Below are 19048 nucleotides of genomic sequence, written 5' to 3'. Positions count from 1 at the left end.
TCATCGTGGAATGTCGCGTCGCGATTTCGGAAACGTGACTCGCGAGTAGCGCTGAGCGATGCTATTGACAACGCCCCGCACGCGGGCGCTAACCTTCACCAACGCGGAACCCTGATTCCACATCACGGAAGTTCCACGAGTGTAGGAGCGCGGTCATCGATGACCGTCCGACGAAAGTGCAGAGATGAGCACTGAACCGCCCACGATCCAACGTGACGAGGCGACGCCGATGACGTCCACGATCGGCGTGTCCGCCGGCGAGGAGAGCCACGGCGTGACCGGAACCGTCCCGGCCGGATTGAGTCCCAAGCTGTACAACGACGACCTGGCGCCCACGAGCCGCGAAGGTCGTCGCTGGAAGAGCTACAACATCTTCACGCTGTGGGCCAACGACGTCCACAGCCTGGGCAACTACGCCTTCGCCATCGGACTCTTCGCCCTCGGGTTGGGCGGCTGGCAGATCCTGACGGCGCTGGTGCTCGGCGGTGTCTTCCTCTTCCTGCTGCTCAACCTGTCCGGCTTCATGGGCGAGAAGACGGGTGTCCCGTTCCCGGTGATGAGTCGCATCTCGTTCGGCATCCGCGGCGCGCAGATCCCCGCCCTCATCCGCGGTGGCGTGGCGATCGCGTGGTTCGGCATCCAGACCTACCTCGCGTCGGTCGTCCTCCGGATCATGCTGGTCGCGCTGTTCCCCGGCGCGGAGGACCTGGACGCCAACCGCTTCCTCGGCCTCTCGACCCTGGGCTGGATCTCCTTCGTCTCGCTGTGGGTCATCCAGGTGATCATCGTCAGCTACGGCATGGAGATGATCCGTCGGTACGAGGCCTTCGCCGGCCCGGTCATCCTGTTCACGATGGTGGCGCTGGCCATCTGGATGCTCAGCAACGCGGACTGGACCATCGCGTGGACCACTCCCGACTCGCTGACCGGCGTGGACATGTGGCTGCAGATCATCGGCGGCGCGAGCCTGTGGGTCGCCATCTACGGCACCTTCGTCCTGAACTTCTGTGACTTCACCCGCAACGCGGAATCGCGAAAAGCCATCGTGCGCGGCAACTTCTGGGGCATCCCGCTCAACATGCTGCTCTTCGGCGGCATCGTGGTCGTGCTGGCCGGCGCGCAGTTCCGGATCGACGGCCGGGTCATCGAGTCGCCGTCGGACATCGTCCAGACCGTGCCCAACACCTTCCTGCTGGTGCTGGCCTGCCTGGCGCTGCTGATCCTCACGGTCGCGGTGAACCTGATGGCCAACTTCGTCGCGCCGATCTACGCACTGTCCAACCTGTTCCCGCGCTACCTGGACTTCCGCCGCGCGGCGCTCGTGACCGCCATCATCGGGCTGGTCATCCTGCCGTGGAATCTCTACAACTCGCCTGCGGTGATCAACTACTTCCTCGGCGGGCTGGGTGCGCTGCTCGGACCGCTGTTCGGCATCGTCATGGCCGACTACTGGCTCGTCCGCCGTTCGCGGATCGACGTGCCCGCGTTGTTCTCCGAAGCGCCCGACGCCGCCTACCATTACCGGAACGGCGTGAACCTGCGGGCCATCGTCGCGCTGGTCCCGACGGCAGCCTTCGCCCTGGTGATGGCTTTCGTTCCGGCCTTCGAAGTGGTCTCGGAGTTCTCCTGGTTCATCGGTGCCGGTCTCGGCGCGGTCGTCTACCTGCTGGTCGCCGACCGTCGCGGACCGTTCGCCGAGGTGTCGGGCGAGCCGATCTCCGTCGCCAGCACCCACTGATCGCCAGGAGGTAGATCCCGATGCGCATTCTCGTCGCCAACGTCAACACGACCGAGTCGATGACCGAGGCGATCGCCGCCTCGGCTCGTTCGGTCGCTTCACCGGGTACTGAGATCGTCGGCATCACACCGCGATTCGGCGCCGACTCGTGCGAGGGCAACTTCGAGTCCTATCTCGCGGCGATCGCGGTGATGGACGCGATCCTCGCCTACCCCGAGCCGTACGACGCCGTCATCCAGGCCGGGTACGGCGAACACGGTCGGGAAGGTCTGCAAGAACTCCTCGAGGTCCCGGTCGTCGACATCACCGAGGCTGCGGCGTCGACGGCGATGTATCTGGGACACCGGTTCTCGGTCGTGACGACGCTGGACCGCACGGTCCCGCTGATCGAGGACAGGCTCAAGCTCGCCGGCCTCGATGCGCGATGTGCGTCGGTCCGGGCGTCGGGACTCGGTGTGCTGGAACTCGAGTCGGATCCCGTGCGGGCGGTCGAGGCGATCGTCGAACAGTCAAGGCAGGCGGTCGCCGACGACAAGGCCGAGGTGATCTGCCTCGGCTGCGGCGGCATGGCCGAGCTCGAGGAGCAGGTCCGCGCCGCGACCGGCGTCCCGATCGTCGACGGTGTGCGCTCGGCCGTCACGATCGCCGAAGGGCTTGTCCGGATGGGACTCTCGACGTCGAAGGTCCGGACCTACGCGAAGCCGCGGGAGAAGAAGGTCACGGGGTGGCCGTTCAAGATCTGACGGACATCTGAACACGACAGCGCCCCGGTGGCCGAAACCGGGCGCTGTCGTTGTCTCTCGAGACAAGCCATCTGTAGCCATGACGACACAGCCACTCGGCGAAGCAGGGACAAGTTCTCAGCGCTCATCGACAGCGCCGAGACCACCCACGACATCATCACGATCAGCAAGCACGGCAAACCGGCCGCAGTGCTGATGTCGGCCGACGACCTCGAATCGCTGCGCGAGACGATCCAACGCTCTCGACATCCTCTACGGGAGCTCGATAACGGTGTCGGTCCAAACCGCCGATCCTGACGACCACGAAGTGGGGTTCGTCGGTGAGATCCCTCATGCGCATGAGTTCGGACCGATGCGCCGCGAACTGTTGTTGTCACAGGTGGGCGCGGCGGCCGCCGCTCGCCGCCAGCCACACGCCGCACCGCCCGGCTAAAAGTCTGGCTAATGGAAGGCCAGTATCGCGGCTACACTGTAACCATGACTACAGTGCCACTCGGCGAGGCCAAGGACAAGCTCTCCGCGCTCATCGACAGCGCCGAGACCACGCACGACATCATCACGATCACCAAGCACGGCAAACCCGCCGCGGTGCTGATGTCGGCCGACGACCTCGAATCGTTGCACGAGACGATCTACTGGCTCTCACGTGCCGGTCTCCGCGACGACGTCGCCACCGCCGACGCCGAGTACGCCGCCGGCCACACCGTCTCCATCGACGACCTGCGCGCCGAACACGGCCTGCCGCCGAAATGAACGACGCTCCGACAGACTCGCCCGCCCCCTACCGGGTCGAGGTCGCATCCCCAGCTCGCCGCGACCTTCAACGCCTTCCATCCCGGATCGTCCACGCCGTCATCGAGTTCATCTCCGGACCCCTCGCCGAGAACCCGCACCGGCTCAGCAAACCGCTGCGCGACGACCTCGGAGGCCTCCACAGCGCCCGCCGCGGTGACTACCGGGTCCTGCTGCGCATCGACGACCCCAACCACACCATCGTCGTCGTCAGAATCGACCACCGTGCCCACGCATATCGCACCTGACTGACTGTGGCGCTGCATACCTAAACGAAGGGGAGAACGTCGTGAACGACCCCGGGAACACGCTCGCCAGGCCCTCGACACCGAGCGCGACTACCGTGACCTCGCCCACCGCGACGATCTGGCCGTCGACCCACACCGGGGCGCCTCATTGTTCTTCAATCGCCTGACTCAGAGCACGATCTGCCGATTCACGTCCTTGTAGAGCAGGTAGCGGAAGTTCGACGGCCCGCCGGCGTAGCAGGCCTGCGGGCAGAAGGCGCGCAGCGACATGTAGTCGCCGGCCTGGACCTCGACCCAGTCCTCGTTGAGCCGGTAGACGGCCTTGCCCTCGAGGACGTACAGGCCGTGCTCCATCACGTGGGTCTCGGCGAAGGGAATCGAGCCGCCGGGCTTGAAGGTGACGACGTTGACGTGCATGTCGTACGCGAGATCCTGCGGGTCGAGCATCCGGGTGGTGCTCCACGCGTCGGTGTCGGGCATCGGGGAGGGTTCGATGTCGCGCTCGTTGCCGAACTTCGGGGCCGGGGCGTGGCCCGCGATCGGCTGATAGCGCTTGCGGATCCAGTGGAAGGTCGTGGTGGCGTCGCTGCGGTTGTGCGCCGACCATGCGGTGCCCGCGGGCAGGAAGGCGAACCCGCCCTCTGTCAGTGTGTGTTCCACGCCGTCGACGGAGACGGTCAGCGTGCCCGCGGTGACGAAGAGGAATCCTTCGACCTCCGGCTGCGGCTCCGGTGCCTCCGATCCGCCGCCCGGCGCGACCTCGACGATCGACTGCGAGAAGGTCTGCGCGCCACCGGGTACCGGGCTGTTGAGCACCCACGCGCGGGTGCCGGTCCACTCGGGGAAGACCGAGGTGACGATGTCGCGGAGCACGCCGCGCGGGATCACGGTGTAGGCCTCGGTGACCACTGCGCGGTCGGAGAGCAGATCGGTCTGCGGCGGGAGTCCGCCCGCGGGGGTGTGGTACGGCGACGCGGTCATCGGGGTGTCCTTCTCGATGGATGGGTCAATGGTCATGTCGGGCTGTTGGTCTCGGCTCAGTTACTCGGTGCTGGCGGCCGGTGGAGTGCGAGTTCACGCACCTTCGCGATGGGCAGATCGGTTGCGGTCTCCACCTCGTCGACGGTCAGCGCGCCGCACACCTCACCGCGGCGGATGAAGCCGGCGAGGGCGCGGGCGGTCGCGGGTTCGTCGAGCACCGACGACGTGATCTGGTGGGCGTAGTTGCGCAGACGCTCTGCGGCGGAATCGAATCCGTCACGGTAGAAGGCGTACGTGGCCAGGAAGCGGGTCACCAGCTGGGCGGGGTGGAGATCCCAGCCCTGATAGAAACCGCGTTCGAGGTGGCGGCGGACCAGTCGCGAGTGCAATGCCCAACCGGCTTCGACGGCCTCGCGGTCGCCGACCGGGAGGATGTTGGTCGATCCGTCCGACAGGCGCACACCGGTGCCGGCTGCGGCCAGCTGCATCACGGCCTTCGCGTGATCGGCGGCCGGATGTTCCATCGACTGGTAGGCGGCGGCGATGCCGAGGGACGCGGAGTAGTCGTAGGTTCCGTAGTGCAGCGCGGTCACTCGACCCTCGCCGGCGTGGATCATCTTCGCGACCGGCGCCGAACCGTCGATGCCCATCACCGATTGCGGGGTCTCCACCTGGATCTCGAACCCGATCCGTCCGTCCGGCAGTCCATGGACGCGCTCGAGCTCGCGGGCGACGGTGACCATCGCGGCCACCTGATCGGTCGAGGTCACCTTCGGCAGTGTCAGCGTCAGGCCGGCCGGGAGGTCGCCGGTGTCGGCGAGTCCGGAGACGAACAGGTCGAGGGTGCGCAGGCCACGAGCTCGCACATCGGCCTCGAAGCACTTGAAGCGGATACCGAGGAACGGCGGCGAGCTGTCGCCGGAGTCGCGGATCGCGGCGACGGCAGCCGCCACGGCTGCGTCCTCCTCGTCGTCGGCGCGGACGCCGTAACCGTCCTCGAAGTCGACGCGCAGATCCTCGATGGGCTCGGTGCGCAGCTTCGCCTCGACGAGAGTCGCGAGTTCGGTTGCGGTCGAATCGGTTCGGGCGACGGTCGCGCGGGCGATCGCGTCGAGGCCACCGTGTTCGGCGGCCGTCTCCAGCGCCGTGCGGCCCCACTCCCGGGCGAGGTCCGCGGAATACCGGTCGGCGGGGACGTAGACGGTGTGGACCGGCTGCCGGCTGCCGTCGTCACCGGGGTACCTCTCGGACAGGAGGGCGTCCGCCGGGGCGAGGGCTGCCTCGACCTCGGCCAGGAAGGCCGCACCGAGGCGGCCGGGCTGCACGCTCATGAGGAGTCCTCCGTCGATCTGATGGAAAAATAATTCCGCAGAGTGGAGTTTACCTTAAATAGTCCACGTCGCCAGTCGCAGGTGGGCATGGACTCCGATTGCGGTTTCACATCATGGAACGTAATCTTGCGCCGAACTGTGGAGGTGGCAATGGCGGGGAACTCGGGTGGTGTCCAGTCGGTCGAGCGGGCTTTCGAGCTGCTCGAACTCATCGGACGCGCCGGTGGTGAGTGCTCCCTGAGCCATCTGTCGTCGGAGTCGCCGCTGCCGCCGCCGACCATCCACCGGTTGCTGCGCACTCTCGTGGGCATCGGATACGTCCGGCAACTGCCGAACCGGTCATATGCGCTGGGCCCGCGCCTCATCCGACTCGGCGAGGTGGCCAACCGGCAACTCGGCGCGGTGGCCGCGCCCGTACTCGGCTCGCTCGTCGCCGGACTGAGTGAAACCGCGAGTCTCGCCGTGCTCGACGGCGACATGGTCATCTACGTGGCGCAGGTCCCGTCGCCACACAGCATGCGCACCAACAACGAGGTCGGGCGTCGGGTGACGATGCACAACACCGCGGTCGGCAAGGCGGTCCTCGCCGAACTCGACGACGCGCGAATCCTCAAGCACGTCACCCAGGCCGGCCTCACGCCCGCCACCGAGTGGAGCGTCACCTCGCTGTCCGGCGTCTTCGCGGCCGTCGAACAGGTGCGCGCAGAGGGTGTCGCCACCGACGAACAGGAGTACGAGGTCGGGGTCTGCGGTATGGCCGTCGCGGTGCCCGGTGCGCCGACGCCCATGGCGGTCGGCATCTCGGGGCCGGTCGCCCGGTTCGACGAGGACCTGCGTACGCGGGCGGTCGGCGCCCTGCGAGCAGCGGCCGAGACCATCTCCGAAGCCCTCGTCGGCGCGAAGGAGTCGTAGCCGACGCAGAATCGCGCGGTGGTGTCAGATGGTGAGCTTCGTCGGCGTCGTGCGATTGGCCGAGTCGCCGCTCGAGCCGTCACCGATCTGGCCGTCGTTGTTGAAGCCCCAGCACCAGACCGACCCGGAAGCCATCGCGCACGACGTGCCGTTGCCGGTCGAGATCGAGGTGACGTCGGTCAGGCTGCTGACCTCGCGGGGGATCTTCACCGAGCCGCCGCTGGAGCCGAGCTGGCTGCGGTCGTTGTCGCCCCAGCACCAGGCCTTTCCGTCGGCGACCGCACAGGTGGTCCCCCAGTCGGTGGAGATGGCCGAGGCCTTGGAGATGTCGTTCACCTTGGTGGGTGTCTTGCGCGGTTCGGCGGTGCCGTTGCCGATCTGGCCGTAGGCGTTGGCGCCCCAGCAGTACGCGTCTCCGCCGGCGATCGCGCAGGCCGTCTGGAAGTACGTGCTGGTGTTGGTGCTCGGGTCGTTGTCGTCGTCGGGGGCCGACTCGTGGTAGCCGCCGAGGGAGATGTCGGTGACCTCGCCCAGCCCGCCGACCTTCACCGGCGCCGACCGTTCGGTGGTGCTGCCGTCGCCGATCTGGCCGCTGTCGTTGTTGCCCCAGCAGAACGCCGAACCGTCGGACACCGCGCAGGTGGTGCCGTAGGCGGTGGTGATCTCGGTGACGACTCCGAGGCCCGGGACCTTGGCGGGGACCGAGACGGCCTCGGTGCCGCCGGTGCCCAGCTGTCCGTATTCGTTGTTGCCCCAGCAGTAGGCGTCGGTCCCGGCGACCGCGCAGCTGGTGCCCCAGCCGGTGGTGATCGCCTTGACGTCGGAGAGGGTGCCGACCTTGGTCGCGGTCTCGACGGTGTTGCCGTCGGAGCCGTTGCCGACCTCGCCGTAGTGGTTGTTGCCCCAGCACCACGCCTCGCCGGCGGCGACCGCGCACGCCGTGCCGACGTACTTGTTCTCACCGGTGAGGTAGCCGCCGACGGAGACCGACGTCGCGTCGGTGACACCGCCGACCGTGGCCGGACGACTGTGCGGAGTGGTCGTCCCGTCGCCGAGCTGGCCGGTCGTGTTGTCACCCCAGCAGTTCACGGCCTCGTTGACGATCGCGCAGCTGGTGCCGAAGTTGGTGCTGACCAACGGTTGTGCGACGGTGGCCTTTTCGGGATCGTCGGCGGTGCTGCTCAGGAGGACCAGCCCGGTGATCGCACCGATGACGACGATCAGCACGGCGCCCAGGACGCCGGCGATGATCAGGCCGGTGCGCTTCTTCTTCGGCGGTGTACCCGTTGCGCCCGGATGGCCGGCCGGCGCGTGTGGCATCGCGCCGTGCGGCTGTGAGCTGTAAAGCGGTTGCGGCCCGGAGATGTTCGCGGTCGCGCCGGGCCCCGAGGGGTGGTTCATCAGCGGCTGTGGGCCGGACGGTCCGGTCATCGTCGGCTGCGGCGGCGGGGTGTACTGCCCGTAGGGCCGGCCGTACGGCGGTTGCGGTGCCGACGGTGCGCCGGTGCTGCCGCCGACGAGCGTGGGTGGGGGAACCGGTGCGGCCGCGATCGTGTTGCCCTGTGCCGACGGCGATTCGATCGCCGACTTCAGGGCGGCGGCGAAGCTGCGGCAGTCGGGGTAGCGGGCCGCCGGGTCCTTGGCGAGTGCGCGCTGGAAGACCGGGTCGAGGTGCGCGAGGTCGCCGCGCAACTGGCCGATGTGGGGGACCGGCCGCTGGATGTGGCCGAGCATCACCGACGGTTCGGACTGCCCGACGAACGGCGGTTGTCCGGCGAGCAGTGCATAGGCTGTGCACGCCAGCGAGTACTGGTCGGAACGTGCTGTGGCGTCGGCACCTTCGAGGGTTTCCGGTGCGGAGAACGCGACGGTCCCGATGAACGAGTGGGTGCCGGTCAGGTTGGCCGAGCCGGCGAGTTTCGCGATGCCGAAGTCGAGCACCAGGCACGGTCGATCGTGCCGGAGGCGGGGTCGCGGGTGACGAGGATGTTGGCGGGCTTGATGTCCCGGTGCACCACCTGATGACGGTGCGCGTAGTCGAGGGCGTCGGCGACCTGGGTGACGACCGTCGAGACCTCGGCCGGCTTCAGGCGCTCCTCGGTGAGGTCCTTGCCCTCCACGTAGCTCATCGAGAACCACGGCGAACCGTCCTCGATGCCGTACTGGTGGATCGTGATGATGCTGCGGTGGTCGAGTTTCGCGGTGGTCTTCGCCTCGTTGGTGAAGCGCTGGTTGAACCCGGGCTGGGCGCTGACGGCGGTCGAGATGACCTTCAACGCCTCTCGCCGTTCGAGTTGCAGGTTCTCGACGAGATACACCTCGCCCATGCCACCGGCACCCAGCTGGGAGATCACGCGGTAGCCGGCGATGTGGGTGCCCGGACTCAGTGGCACGGCGACACCTCTTTCTTACGGTGAGAATCACTTACGGGGAGAACTCGGACTCCTGGCGGACGTACGCTGGGACGATACCCAAGCGGCGTTGGTGCGGGGCACCCTTCAACCGGATGACTGCCGATCCGATGACGGCCATGTCTAGTACCCGATCTGCGTGGGTGTGAGCTTGTCGTCGGTGGTGCCGATGCCGAGCTGACCGGTCGCGTTGAAGCCCCAGCACCAGACGTTCGACGACGCGAGTGCGCACGTCGTCCGTTCGCCCGTCGAGATCGCGGTGACATCGGACAACCCGTTGAGCCGCGTGGGATTCGGGCGGTCCTCCAGGGTGCCGTCTCCGACCGACCCCCAGGCGTTGGCGCCCCAGCACCAGCCGACGCCGCCGGCGATCGCGCAGGTGGTGTGCCCGGTTCCGGTGCTGATCGCGGTCACGTCGTCGACGCCGGACACGAGCGTCGCGGAGGTGCGGGAGTCCTTGGTGCCGTCACCGAGTTGCCCGAAAGCGTTGTTGCCCCAGCAATACGCGCTGCCGCCGGCGACGGCGCAGGCAGCCTGATCGCCCGCCGACACCGAGGTCGCGGCGTCGAGGTCGGCCACGCGGGTGGGCTTGGACTGGTTGTAGGTGGTGCCGTCACCGACCTGCCCGTTGTCGTTGAGTCCCCAGCAGTACGCGTCGCCGCCGGCGACCGCACACGCGAAGTTGACGCCGACGCTGATCGAGGTCACGTCCGCCAGCCCGGCGACGCGCACCGGACGGTACTGGTTGGCCGTCGATCCATCGCCCAGCTGATCGAAATCGTTTGTGCCCCAACAGTAGGCGGTTCCGGCCGCGATGGCGCACGTGGCCCAGTTCGCGGTGGAGATCGCGGTGACGTCGGCGAGGTCGGCCACCCGGGCCGGCTTCCAGCGGCTGGTCGTCGTGCCGTCGCCGATCTGTCCGTAGTCGTTGTTGCCCCAGCAGTAGGCGACGCTCTCGGCGATGGCGCAGGTGTTGGGGCCGCCGGTGGTGATCGAGGTGACGCCGGTGAGGTCGGCGACGCGGGTGGGTGTCCAGCGGTTTGTCGTGGTGCCGTCGCCGAGTTGTCCGGCCTGGTTGTCACCCCAGCACCAGGCGGTGCCGTCCCGGATCGAACAGGAGGCACCGAGACCGGCACTGAGTCGCATCTCCTCGGTTGCGGCTGCCTGCGGGCTCGAACCACCGTCGCCGCCTTTGTCGTCGCCGCGGGTGAGCAGGACGACGGCCGCGACCACCGCCAGCAGCGCGACCACGCCGATCGCGCCGGCGAGCAACGGCAGGCGGCGTCGGCGGCCCGGCGTCGCGGCCCGGGTGGGTGCGGAGTGGGCGGGCAGCGGGGGAGTGAAGCCCGGTGCGGAGAGGTGATGCGTATCCGGCGGCGGGCCCTGCGCGTACAGAGGCGGCGGCGGACCGGGATACGGCCGCCGCTGCTGGGACTCCGGTGGCAGGGTCTCCGGACCGGAGGGCGGTGGGACGATCTGCGTCGCCGCGGTGCCGGCTCCGGCCGCGGTGAGTGCCCGCCGCAGTTCCACGGCGAAGTCGGTGCACGTGGGGTAGCGGTCCAGCGGCCCGCGGGCCAGGGCGCGGTCGAAGACGGGATCGAGTGCGGCGAGGTCGGGCCGGTACCGGCTGATCCGCTCCGGCGGTGACGTCAGCTTCGCGACGATGTGCCGGGTCTGGGTGTCGGCCTCGAACGGCGTCGTGCCGGACAACAGCTCGTAGGCGGTGCAGGCGAGCGCGTACTGATCTGACGCCGGACCGGCCGGTTTGCCGTCGAGGATCTCCGGCGCGGCGTAGACCAGCGTGCCCACGAACGACGACGGTGCGGTGAGCGTGGTGGCGGTGGCCAGTTTCGCGATCCCGAAGTCGAGGACCACGACCCGGTCGAGAGCGTCGTCCATCGCCCGCCGGGTGACGAGGATGTTGCCCGGCTTGATGTCGCGGTGCACGACGCCGTGGGCGTGCGCGTAGTCGAGGGCGTCGGCGACGCGGTCGACGATCGTCAGGATCTCGTCCGGCCGGAACGAGCTGCTCCGCAGGTCGCGTCCGTCGAGGTAGGCCATGGTGAACCACGGGTCGTCGTCGGTGACGCCGTAGTGATAAATCGTGACGATGTTCGGGTGGTCGAGGGATGCCGCGGTCTGTGCCTCCCGGCTGAACCGGCGGACGAAATCCTCGTCGACGGTCTCGGCGACCGAGATGACCTTCAGTGCCTCGCGGCGTCGGAGTGGCCGGTTCTCCACCAGGTAGACCGTGCCCATGCCGCCCGTGCCCAGGCGGCTGATCACGCGGTAGCCGGCGACCTCTTCCGGGTGGTGGGCCATCAGCGCCTCCTGGTGGCGTGACCTGTGATGCGACGACGATAGCCCCGGTCCGGCCGCCATGCCCGGACACCGCACTTCTTTCATTCGAATGGCGTGGCACAATGCTCCCGTGGCAAACAACAGTGGTGACAAAGCCGACAAGAAGCACTACGTCGACAACGGCTGGCCGAAGGACGAGGACGGCAACCATCCCGACCACGCGGTCTCCGAGCTCGCGACGCACATCTCGGGTGCGCTGTCCCCGTTCGGTGACACCCAGTTCCCGCTCCCGGTCGACGACCTGCCGTTCGTGCAGTCGAAGACGGTCGTCAACCGCTGACGCCGATGCCGACCACCGGAACCAACAGCGGCGGGTCGGTATCTCCGAGGGAAGGTGCCGGCCGCCTGTCGCACATCGACAGCAGCGGCACGGCGCGCATGGTCGACGTCGGGCACAAGGCGCCGACGAAGCGTCGTGCGATCGCCGGCGGCACCTTTCACACCACGGCCGAGGTGATCGGTCTCCTCAGTGAGTCGAAGCTGCCCAAAGGCGATGTGCTGGCGACCGCCCGGATCGCCGGGATCATGGCGGCCAAGCGCACCGATGAGTTGATCCCGCTGTGCCATCAGCTGGCGTTGTCGTCGGTGGAGGTCGACTTCACCATCGGCACCGACTCCATCGACGTGACCGCGACCGTAGCCACCTCCGGCCAGACGGGCGTCGAGATGGAGGCACTGACCGCGGTCGCCGTCGCCGGGCTGACGCTGCACGACATGGTCAAGGCCGTGGACAAGCGTGCGCACATGGACGGCATCCGTCTGCTCGAGAAGACCGGCGGCAAATCCGGCGATTGGCTGCGGGACGACCCCGCCGATGGCTGAGAACCCCTCGCCCGACCCCGCGCGGCAACGCGTCGCGCAGATCGTCGTGGCCTCGACGCGGGCGAGCACCGGGGTCTATCCCGACCGCACCGGCCCGATCATCGAGGACTGGCTCGCCGAGCAGGGTTTCCGCGTCGCCGAACGCGATGTGGTGGCCGACGGTCCACCGGTGGGCGCCGCGATCCGCGCCGCTGTGTACGCCGGCGTCGACCTGGTGCTCACCACCGGCGGAACGGGTCTGTCACCCACCGACCGCACGCCCGAGGAGACGCGGCCGCTGCTCGACGTCGAGATCCCCGGCCTGGCCGACGCCATCCGCTCCGCCGGACTGCCCGACGTGCCGACCGCCGTGCTCTCGCGTGGCCTCGCCGGCGTCGCCGGGACCACACTGGTGGTCAACCTGCCCGGCTCGACCGGCGGCGTGCGGGACGGCCTGAGCGTCCTCTCCGGCGTCGTGCACCACGCCCTCGATCAGATCCGCGGCGGGGATCACTGATCGTCCCCCGATCACCGCGACAAGACAGGATCGACGAATGACCGTAGTCGTACACACCGCGGTGTCGGATAAGCCCATCGGGCTCGCCGACCACGAGGCGATGGTCGCCGACGCCTCGGACGGCAAGGCCGGCGCGATCGTCGGTTTCGCCGGGGCGGTCCGCGATCACGACGGCGGCCGGACCGTCGCCGAACTGGACTACTCCGCCCATCCGACGGCGCCGAAGGTGCTCGCCGAGGTCGTCGAAGAGGTGTCGGCGGTCGACGGAGTCCGCGCGGTCGCCGTCTCGCATCGCGTCGGAGAGCTCGAGATCGGTGATGTCGCCTTCGTGGTCGCCGTCGCCGCCGACCATCGTCGCGCGGCCTTCGAGACGTGCGCGCGGCTCGTCGACGAGGTGAAGGCGCGCCTGCCGGTCTGGAAGCACCAGTACTACGACGACGGCACCGAGGAGTGGATCAACTCGGCTTAGGCCCCGGCGCCACCGTCGACGGGCACGATCGCGCCGGTGACGAACGAGGCGCGGTCGCTGAGCAGGAATGCGGCCACCTCGGCGATCTCCCGCGGAGCGGCCATCCGGCCGAGCGGGGTGGTGTCGCTGATCCATCGGGTGACGCCCGGGCTGGCCGCCTCCCACTCGTCGATCATCTCGGTGGCGGTGCCGCCGGGCGTGAGTCCGTTGACGCGGATACCGTCGCGGGCCCAGCTGACGGCCGCGGTCTCGGTGATGCTGTTCAGCGCGCGCTTCATCGCGCCGTAGGCGGGAAGGTCGGGGTTGGCGCGTCGTGCCCCGATGCTCGAGGTGTTCACGATCGCGCCGCCGCCGTTGCGCCGCATCAGCGCCGCCTGGGCGTTCATCGCGATCCAGTGCGCGCGGAAGTTCACCGTGAACTGCCGCTCGATGTCGGTTTCCGTGGTGTTCTGCAGCGGACCGGGTTCCTCCTGGACGACGGCGCCGTTGTTGAACGCGCCGTCGAGGCGGCCGTGGAGCTCCCCGGCGCGGGCGACCGCGGCGTGCACACTCGCATCGTCGGCCAGGTCGAGGGCGACCGCGTGAGCGGTGCCGCCCGTCTGCCGGATGTCGTCGACGATTCGATCGAGGGCGTCGACGCCGCGTGCGCAGAGCACGACCGAGGCGCCTTCATCGGCGAAAAGATGCGCGGCAGCCGCGCCGATCCCGCGGCTGGCGCCGCTGATGAAGATGACCTTGCCGGTGAGCAGGCCGGTGGACGGGGTGGACCGGGTGTCGGTGTTGTGGGTCATGACCCCAGCGTTGCTGCGGCCGCCGAGCTCATTCAGGCACAGGCTGTACTACTCTCCGCCGGCCGATTGCACGCACACTCGACGTATGGACAAGCACGGACTCGCCTCGTTTCTGCGGAGTCGACGTGAGCGTTTGCAGCCGGAGGACGTCGGTCTGCCGGCCGGTACCCGGCGTCGGACTCCCGGGCTCAGGCGGGAGGAGGTCGCGGTGCTCGCGCACATCTCGACCGAGTACTACGTGCGGCTCGAGCAGGGCCGCGCGCCCCGGCCGTCGGCGGAGGTACTCGTCGGCATCGCCGGTGCGCTGCTGCTCACCGATGAGGAGTCCGATCACCTGCACATGCTCGCCGGGACAGCCCCACCCCGGACCGCCCTCCACCGGCGTGATGTGCGTCCGAGCATCGTCGCACTGCTGGACCGCATGCCGCAGACCGCGGGATTCGTGATGTCGGCGATCTTCGAGGTTCTCGCGTGGAACGACCTGGCCGCCGCGCTCATGGAGGATTTCGCCGAACTCGGCCCGGACGAACGGAATCTCGCGCGTCGCGCGTTCCTCGGGGACGGCGCATCGGCAGCGCTGTACGGAATCTCCGACGGCGCGGAGTTCCGGCATCACGTCGTCGCCAGGTTGCGGCTCGCGTCGACCCGCTATCCGTCGGACCCGGCGGTCGTCGGTCTCGTCGAGGACCTCCGGGCGGGCAGCGAACAGTTCGCGCGGCTGTGGGACCAGCACGACGTCGCGGCCGCGCCGACGCTCCGGAAGAGTCTGCAGCATCCGGTCGTCGGGAAGATCACGGTCGACTGCGATTCGCTGGAGCTCGCCGAACGGGACCAGCACCTGGTTCTCTACAGTGCGCCGGCGGGTTCGGCGGACGCCGAGGCACTCGCTCTACTGCAGATTCTGGGATCCGACGCTGCGGGGTTGTCGGAAACCAGCTGAGAATTGGAAAAGGGCCCCGCACGGATCAGTCATCGTGCGGGGCCCTTCGTCTGGGTCCCTCTGTGCGCTGCGGATTGTGTCCGAGCTGCTACAGGTAAGGGTTGCTACTCGTCAGGGGTTGGGCAGCAGGTGCTTGTTGTCGTTGAACATCTTGATCTGATCGGGGCTCAGCGAGACACCGCTGTTCTTGGCCGCGTTCCAGAGGTTCTCGACCTCGGGGCTCACACCGGCATCGGTGAGAACCGAGGTGACCTGCTTGGCGACGTCGTCGGTGGTCCTGGCCTCAGGGGCCTTGACGAGGCTGAAGCTGCCGTTGCCGTCCTGGAGCTTCTTGACGATCGGGGCCGGGACATCGCTCGGCGCGGTGCGCGGGGTGTGGCCCGACAGGCCGACGCCACAGGTGGGCCATGCGCCCTTGCCCTGCGAGGCGAGCACGCGCTCGGCGACGACGATCTGCTCCTCGCGGGTGGCCTGCTCGGCGGTCGGGGCGAACTCGCCGCCGCCGTGGCCGCTCCAGGTGCTCGGCGAGAACTGCAGGCCGCCGTGGTAGCCGTTGCCGGTGTTGATGGCCCAGTTACCGCCGGACTCGCACTGGGCGACCTGGTTCCACTCGGCGTCGGTCGCGGCATTCGCGGTACCGGTGCCCAGGAGTGCGGCTCCGCCACCGAGGACGGCGCCGGTGAGGGCGACCTTGGTGATGGTCTTGGTGGTCGAGTTGGTCGTCTGCTTGCGGTGACGTCCGGACATAGATCGAATTCCTCTCTCCACGCGCCTACGAAGTCAGCTGTCGGGTTCGAGCGAGAGGCTGCTCGGCCCCAGTGCGTCACCATGATTTGTTAACCACGGTTCTGCGCCTGGGACTTAACCCCGAGGACACCGTGTGTGGTGCCCGGTCTCAGGGGATGAGGTTGGGTCCCCCGTCCTCGCTCCTAGATTTCGTGCGGTCGTTCCCACCGGCGGAGCGAGGCTCGGCGCGGCCGGCGGGACGTATGTTCTGTTTCCTTACCGTGACCTTCGAGAAGGTCGCTTCGTACAGTACGTCCTTCGATCGGCCGATTCACCTGCTTGTCCACAACTTATTTTTTCTCCAGAACCTGGTCTCCCGACCAACTTTCGGCGTCCTCGCAGTTCATCGCGCCGGATGCGGTCCCGTGGCCATCTCGTTACCGCTCCGTTATGTGAGAAAGGTCACAGGGCGGCTGTGGTGTCAACCACCGGCGAACGGGGGGAGGACGTCGAGTGTCGAGCAGATGCCGAGCTGTAGTGAACGGTCAGTGAAGGCCGTTTCGTCGCGGAGGTAGGAACACCGCTCGAGGACCGTCGCCAATTCGGGGTTGCCGGCGGACAGCGTCGACTCGAGGTCTCCGAGGGTGGCCGCGGGCTCGATGTCGACGACGCGCGACTCGGTGCCGGCGGCGGCGCGAGCAGCGGCGAAGAAGCGGACGGTGAGGTTCATCGGGGCGAGCCTATCCGCCGATGGCGGACATGGGCCGCGTCGGCTGCACGAAGCCGGCCGCGTTCACCTCGTGTCCGGGAGCCTTCTGCCACATGTCGGTGCGCCACAGCGCCGCGATGGCGGCGTCGACCTCGTCGTCGGGCAGCGTGCGCAGCACAGCGCGCAGATCGGTCTCCGACGACGCGAACAGGCAGTTGCGCAGCGACCCGTCGGCGGTGAGCCGGGTGCGGTCGCAGTCGCCGCAGAACGGGCGGGTGACCGAGGCGATCACCCCGACCTTGGCCGGGCCCCGTGACGTCCGATGGCCGTCGACGATCCAGGTGGCCGCCGGGGCGCTGCCGCGCGGTGCCGGATCGGGCAGCAGATCGAACCGTGTGCGAAGCGTCGCCAGGATCTCGTCGGCGGTCACCATCCGGGCCCGTTGCCAGGCGTGGTCGGCGTCGAGGGGCATCTGTTCGATGATGCGGAGTTCGTAGCCCTGTTCCAGGCAGTAGGCGAGCAGGTCGGGGATGGCGTCGAGGTCGGCGCGGTCGGGGAGCACGGCGTTGACCTTGACGGGGTCGAGACCCGCGCGTTTGGCGGCGGCGAGACCGGCCAACACGTCGTCGAGCCGATCGCGCCGGGTGATCTGGGCGAACCGTTCCCGGTCGACGGTGTCGAGGGAGATGTTGATGCGGCTGAGCCCGGCGGCGACGAGACCGTCGATCCGCCGCGTGAGACCCAGACCGTTGGTGGTGATCGCGATCTCGGGTCGCCGGGGCAGGGCGGCGACGGCGCCGATGACCTGCTCGAGGTCGCGGCGCAGCAGGGGCTCCCCGCCGGTGAAGCGGATGCGTTCTATCCCCAGATCCCGGACCGCGACCGTCAGCACACGGATCAGTTCGTCGGCGCTCAGCACCGCGTCGTTGGGCATCCAGTCGAGTCCCTCGGCCGGCATGCAGTAGGTACAGCGCAGATTGCATCGGTCGGTCACCGAGACCCGCAGGTCCTTCGCGACCCGCCCGAACGTGTCGCGCAGGGGTCCCTGCGTGGGCACGTCCGATGGTGCCGCGGCCGTCATCGACCGTGGCGTGGGGATCCCGAGGCCGACCGTGCTCATGCTGTCCTGCAGATCACGTGGCGTTCGGGTCTTTACGGGCCTCGAGAGCACGGAAGGTGCTGGCGTGGAACACAAGCGGCTCGACGCCGGGATCGGCGCGCAGGGTGCTGATCTCCAGCAGCACGACGGTGTGGTCGCCGGCCTGGATCTCGTTGTGGATGGTGCACGACAGATGGGCGGCGGCGTTCGGGACGAAGACGGCCCCGGCGTCGGTGCGCAGCGGTGTGATGCCGTCGAAACGGCGCTCCGACGGACCGGCGAGCTGTTTGCAGACGTCGGTCTGGTCGCCGGCGAAGACGCTGACCCCGATGGCCGGCGCGGTACGGATCTGCGGCCACGTCGTCGACGTGTTCTGAACGCACACCGACACCAGCGGAGGGTCGAGGGAGACGGTGGTGAAAGAACTCGCCGCCATTCCGATCAGCGTGGTCGAATCTCCCTCACCCTGTAGGCAACACACCGCGACGACGCCGCTGGGGAAGCAGCTGAACGCTGCCCGGAGAGCCTTGGCGTCGGAGACGGGGGCGAGGTCTGGGGTGGTGTCGATGGTCGCTGTCACGGGGTCCTCACCTGGCTCGGCGTCCGGCACGGAGTGCGTACACCAGGCCGAGGAGAAAACCCAGGGGTGCGCACATGGTCAGCAGGTAGACGAAGGTCGGTGCCGTGTCGCCGTCGGTGACCAGCGGGGTCACGAACAAGGCCACGAGGGCGATGAGTCCGATCGCGAAGATCACCATGGCCACCTGCAGCAGCCGCGGGGACGTCGTCTTCTGCATGCCGTCTACGGTAGTGCACTCTCCGGGAGGGCGACGTCGCGCAAGGGTGTGACGGGTTGGGCTGAGGTAATGGTGTGACCGCGGGGTGGGGTGTTGGCTACCATGGGGCGCAGCAGGCGCCTTGCATCCGTCTGGGCCCATACGGACTTTCCGCCGTGGGTCGTGTGATGGGTGACGGCGTCTTTTGTTGTGACAGGCAGATCCGCAAGAGATCTACGACGTACAGATGAGGGTGAGCACAGTGCCGACCGGCAAGGTGAAGTGGTACGACGCGGACAAGGGCTTCGGCTTCCTCGCTCAGGAGAGCGGTGAGGACGTCTACGTCCGTTCGTCCGCCCTGCCCGAAGGGGTGGAGGCCCTCAAGCCGGGGCAGCGGGTGGAGTTCGGCATGGCCGCCGGTCGCCGCGGGCCGCAGGCACTGAGCGTCAAGGTTCTCGAACCCGCGCCGAGCGTGTCCAAGAACGTGCGCGAGGCCGCCCGCAAGGACACCAAGCGGCACACCCCCGATGAACTGCACGGCATGGTCGCCGATCTGATCACCCTGCTCGAGGGCAAGGTGCAGCCGGACCTGCGCAAGGGGCGCTACCCCGACCGCAAGACCGCGCAGCGGATCTCCGAGGTCGTGCGCGCGGTCGCCCGCGAACTCGAGAGCTGAACCCCGGTCGTCGAGCGCCGACCTCGA

At 68.4% G+C, this 19048-nt stretch carries 20 protein-coding genes, 2 pseudogenes and 1 riboswitch; of the genes and pseudogenes, 12 read left to right on the top strand and 10 right to left on the bottom strand.

The window, feature by feature from the left end; translation table 11 throughout:
- Positions 1-184: 184 nt before the first annotated feature.
- The 5 genes and pseudogenes from BJF87_RS05210 to BJF87_RS05190 all read left to right on the top strand — a co-directional run bounded on the left by BJF87_RS05210 (position 185) and on the right by BJF87_RS05190 (position 3521).
- A complete protein-coding gene (locus BJF87_RS05210) occupies positions 185-1738 on the top strand; it encodes an NCS1 family nucleobase:cation symporter-1 (RefSeq protein ID WP_035753147.1) in 1554 nt (517 codons plus the stop codon).
- Between the two features lie 20 nt (positions 1739-1758).
- Positions 1759-2481 carry an aspartate/glutamate racemase family protein gene (locus tag BJF87_RS05205; protein WP_035753146.1) on the top strand — a complete coding sequence of 241 codons (723 nt, stop codon included), beginning with the start codon at positions 1759-1761 and terminating at the stop codon, positions 2479-2481.
- Positions 2482-2560: 79 nt separating this feature from the next.
- Positions 2561-2730: pseudogene (locus BJF87_RS05200) on the top strand (type II toxin-antitoxin system Phd/YefM family antitoxin); the annotation flags it as partial.
- A gap of 228 nt (positions 2731-2958) precedes the next feature.
- Complete coding sequence (locus tag BJF87_RS05195) at positions 2959-3234, top strand: type II toxin-antitoxin system Phd/YefM family antitoxin (protein WP_035753144.1); 276 nt, start codon at positions 2959-2961, stop codon at positions 3232-3234.
- Entirely contained in the window at positions 3231-3521 is a 291-nt protein-coding gene (locus BJF87_RS05190) for a type II toxin-antitoxin system RelE/ParE family toxin (protein ID WP_006360630.1), read from the top strand. The genes BJF87_RS05195 and BJF87_RS05190 overlap by 4 nt, the downstream gene beginning before the upstream one ends.
- Positions 3522-3689: 168 nt before the next feature.
- On the opposite strand, the gene BJF87_RS05185 is transcribed toward BJF87_RS05190, so the two are convergent.
- Both BJF87_RS05185 and BJF87_RS05180 read right to left on the bottom strand, forming a co-directional pair.
- Positions 3690-4502 (bottom strand): bifunctional allantoicase/(S)-ureidoglycine aminohydrolase, encoded by an 813-nt coding sequence (locus BJF87_RS05185; RefSeq protein ID WP_035753387.1) that lies wholly within the window; start codon positions 4500-4502, stop codon positions 3690-3692.
- 56 nt (positions 4503-4558) lie between these two features.
- Positions 4559-5833, bottom strand: a complete 1275-nt coding sequence (locus BJF87_RS05180) for a DUF6986 family protein (protein ID WP_035753142.1) — start codon at positions 5831-5833, stop codon at positions 4559-4561.
- 150 nt (positions 5834-5983) lie between these two features.
- On the opposite strand from BJF87_RS05180, the gene BJF87_RS05175 reads away from it, so the two are divergent.
- A complete protein-coding gene (locus tag BJF87_RS05175) occupies positions 5984-6745 on the top strand; it encodes an IclR family transcriptional regulator (RefSeq protein ID WP_035753140.1) in 762 nt (253 codons plus the stop codon).
- 24 nt (positions 6746-6769) lie between these two features.
- On the opposite strand, the pseudogene BJF87_RS05170 reads toward BJF87_RS05175, so the two are convergent.
- Both BJF87_RS05170 and BJF87_RS05165 read right to left on the bottom strand, forming a co-directional pair.
- Positions 6770-9138, bottom strand: a pseudogene (locus BJF87_RS05170) (protein kinase).
- Between the two features lie 141 nt (positions 9139-9279).
- Complete coding sequence (locus BJF87_RS05165; RefSeq protein ID WP_075862762.1) at positions 9280-11478, bottom strand: protein kinase domain-containing protein; 2199 nt, start codon at positions 11476-11478, stop codon at positions 9280-9282.
- Between the two features lie 88 nt (positions 11479-11566).
- Between BJF87_RS05165 and BJF87_RS05160 the strand changes: the two genes are divergently transcribed.
- Genes BJF87_RS05160 through BJF87_RS05145 form a run of 4 tightly spaced genes read left to right on the top strand, consistent with a single transcriptional unit; the run spans position 11567 to position 13304 of the window.
- Positions 11567-11797 (top strand): hypothetical protein, encoded by a 231-nt coding sequence (locus BJF87_RS05160; RefSeq protein ID WP_006360636.1) that lies wholly within the window; start codon positions 11567-11569, stop codon positions 11795-11797.
- Positions 11798-11802: 5 nt separating this feature from the next.
- The gene (gene moaC / locus BJF87_RS05155) at positions 11803-12339 is read left to right on the top strand and encodes a cyclic pyranopterin monophosphate synthase MoaC (protein WP_075862761.1); all 537 of its coding nucleotides are present in this window, start codon (positions 11803-11805) and stop codon (positions 12337-12339) included.
- Complete coding sequence (locus BJF87_RS05150) at positions 12332-12835, top strand: molybdenum cofactor biosynthesis protein B (RefSeq protein ID WP_075862760.1); 504 nt, start codon at positions 12332-12334, stop codon at positions 12833-12835. Before moaC ends, BJF87_RS05150 begins: the two co-directional genes overlap by 8 nt.
- A 37-nt stretch (positions 12836-12872) precedes the next feature.
- Positions 12873-13304: a molybdenum cofactor biosynthesis protein MoaE gene (locus BJF87_RS05145; protein WP_075862759.1), complete on the top strand. Its 432-nt coding sequence runs from the start codon at positions 12873-12875 to the stop codon at positions 13302-13304.
- On the opposite strand, the gene BJF87_RS05140 is transcribed toward BJF87_RS05145, so the two are convergent.
- Positions 13301-14095: an SDR family NAD(P)-dependent oxidoreductase gene (locus tag BJF87_RS05140; protein WP_075862758.1), complete on the bottom strand. Its 795-nt coding sequence runs from the start codon at positions 14093-14095 to the stop codon at positions 13301-13303. The genes BJF87_RS05145 and BJF87_RS05140 overlap by 4 nt on opposite strands.
- An 85-nt stretch (positions 14096-14180) precedes the next feature.
- On the opposite strand from BJF87_RS05140, the gene BJF87_RS05135 reads away from it, so the two are divergent.
- Complete coding sequence (locus BJF87_RS05135) at positions 14181-15035, top strand: helix-turn-helix transcriptional regulator (protein WP_075862757.1); 855 nt, start codon at positions 14181-14183, stop codon at positions 15033-15035.
- Between the two features lie 111 nt (positions 15036-15146).
- Here the strand turns inward: BJF87_RS05135 and BJF87_RS05130 are convergent, their stop codons facing one another.
- The 5 genes from BJF87_RS05130 to BJF87_RS05110 form a co-directional block, all read right to left on the bottom strand.
- Positions 15147-15782: a transglycosylase family protein gene (locus BJF87_RS05130; protein WP_006360642.1), complete on the bottom strand. Its 636-nt coding sequence runs from the start codon at positions 15780-15782 to the stop codon at positions 15147-15149.
- A gap of 6 nt (positions 15783-15788) precedes the next feature.
- A riboswitch (cyclic di-AMP (ydaO/yuaA leader) is annotated at positions 15789-15986 on the bottom strand.
- A gap of 256 nt (positions 15987-16242) precedes the next feature.
- The gene (locus tag BJF87_RS05125) at positions 16243-16491 is read right to left on the bottom strand and encodes a MoaD/ThiS family protein (protein WP_035753127.1); all 249 of its coding nucleotides are present in this window, start codon (positions 16489-16491) and stop codon (positions 16243-16245) included.
- 10 nt (positions 16492-16501) lie between these two features.
- On the bottom strand, positions 16502-17590 hold the full coding sequence (gene moaA / locus BJF87_RS05120; RefSeq protein ID WP_035753126.1) for a GTP 3',8-cyclase MoaA: 1089 nt from the start codon (positions 17588-17590) through the stop codon (positions 16502-16504).
- Positions 17591-17603: 13 nt separating this feature from the next.
- Positions 17604-18149 (bottom strand): flavin reductase family protein, encoded by a 546-nt coding sequence (locus tag BJF87_RS05115; protein WP_035753382.1) that lies wholly within the window; start codon positions 18147-18149, stop codon positions 17604-17606.
- 7 nt (positions 18150-18156) lie between these two features.
- Positions 18157-18366 carry a hypothetical protein gene (locus BJF87_RS05110; protein WP_006360646.1) on the bottom strand — a complete coding sequence of 70 codons (210 nt, stop codon included), beginning with the start codon at positions 18364-18366 and terminating at the stop codon, positions 18157-18159.
- Between the two features lie 241 nt (positions 18367-18607).
- On the opposite strand from BJF87_RS05110, the gene BJF87_RS05105 reads away from it, so the two are divergent.
- Entirely contained in the window at positions 18608-19021 is a 414-nt protein-coding gene (locus tag BJF87_RS05105; protein ID WP_006360647.1) for a cold-shock protein, read from the top strand.
- Positions 19022-19048: the final 27 nt, after the last annotated feature.

The sequence above is a fragment of the Gordonia sp. CNJ-863 genome, assembly GCF_001942325.1.
GTDB lineage: Bacteria > Actinomycetota > Actinomycetes > Mycobacteriales > Mycobacteriaceae > Gordonia > Gordonia alkanivorans.
This window is presented reverse-complemented; position numbering and strand designations above follow the sequence as displayed.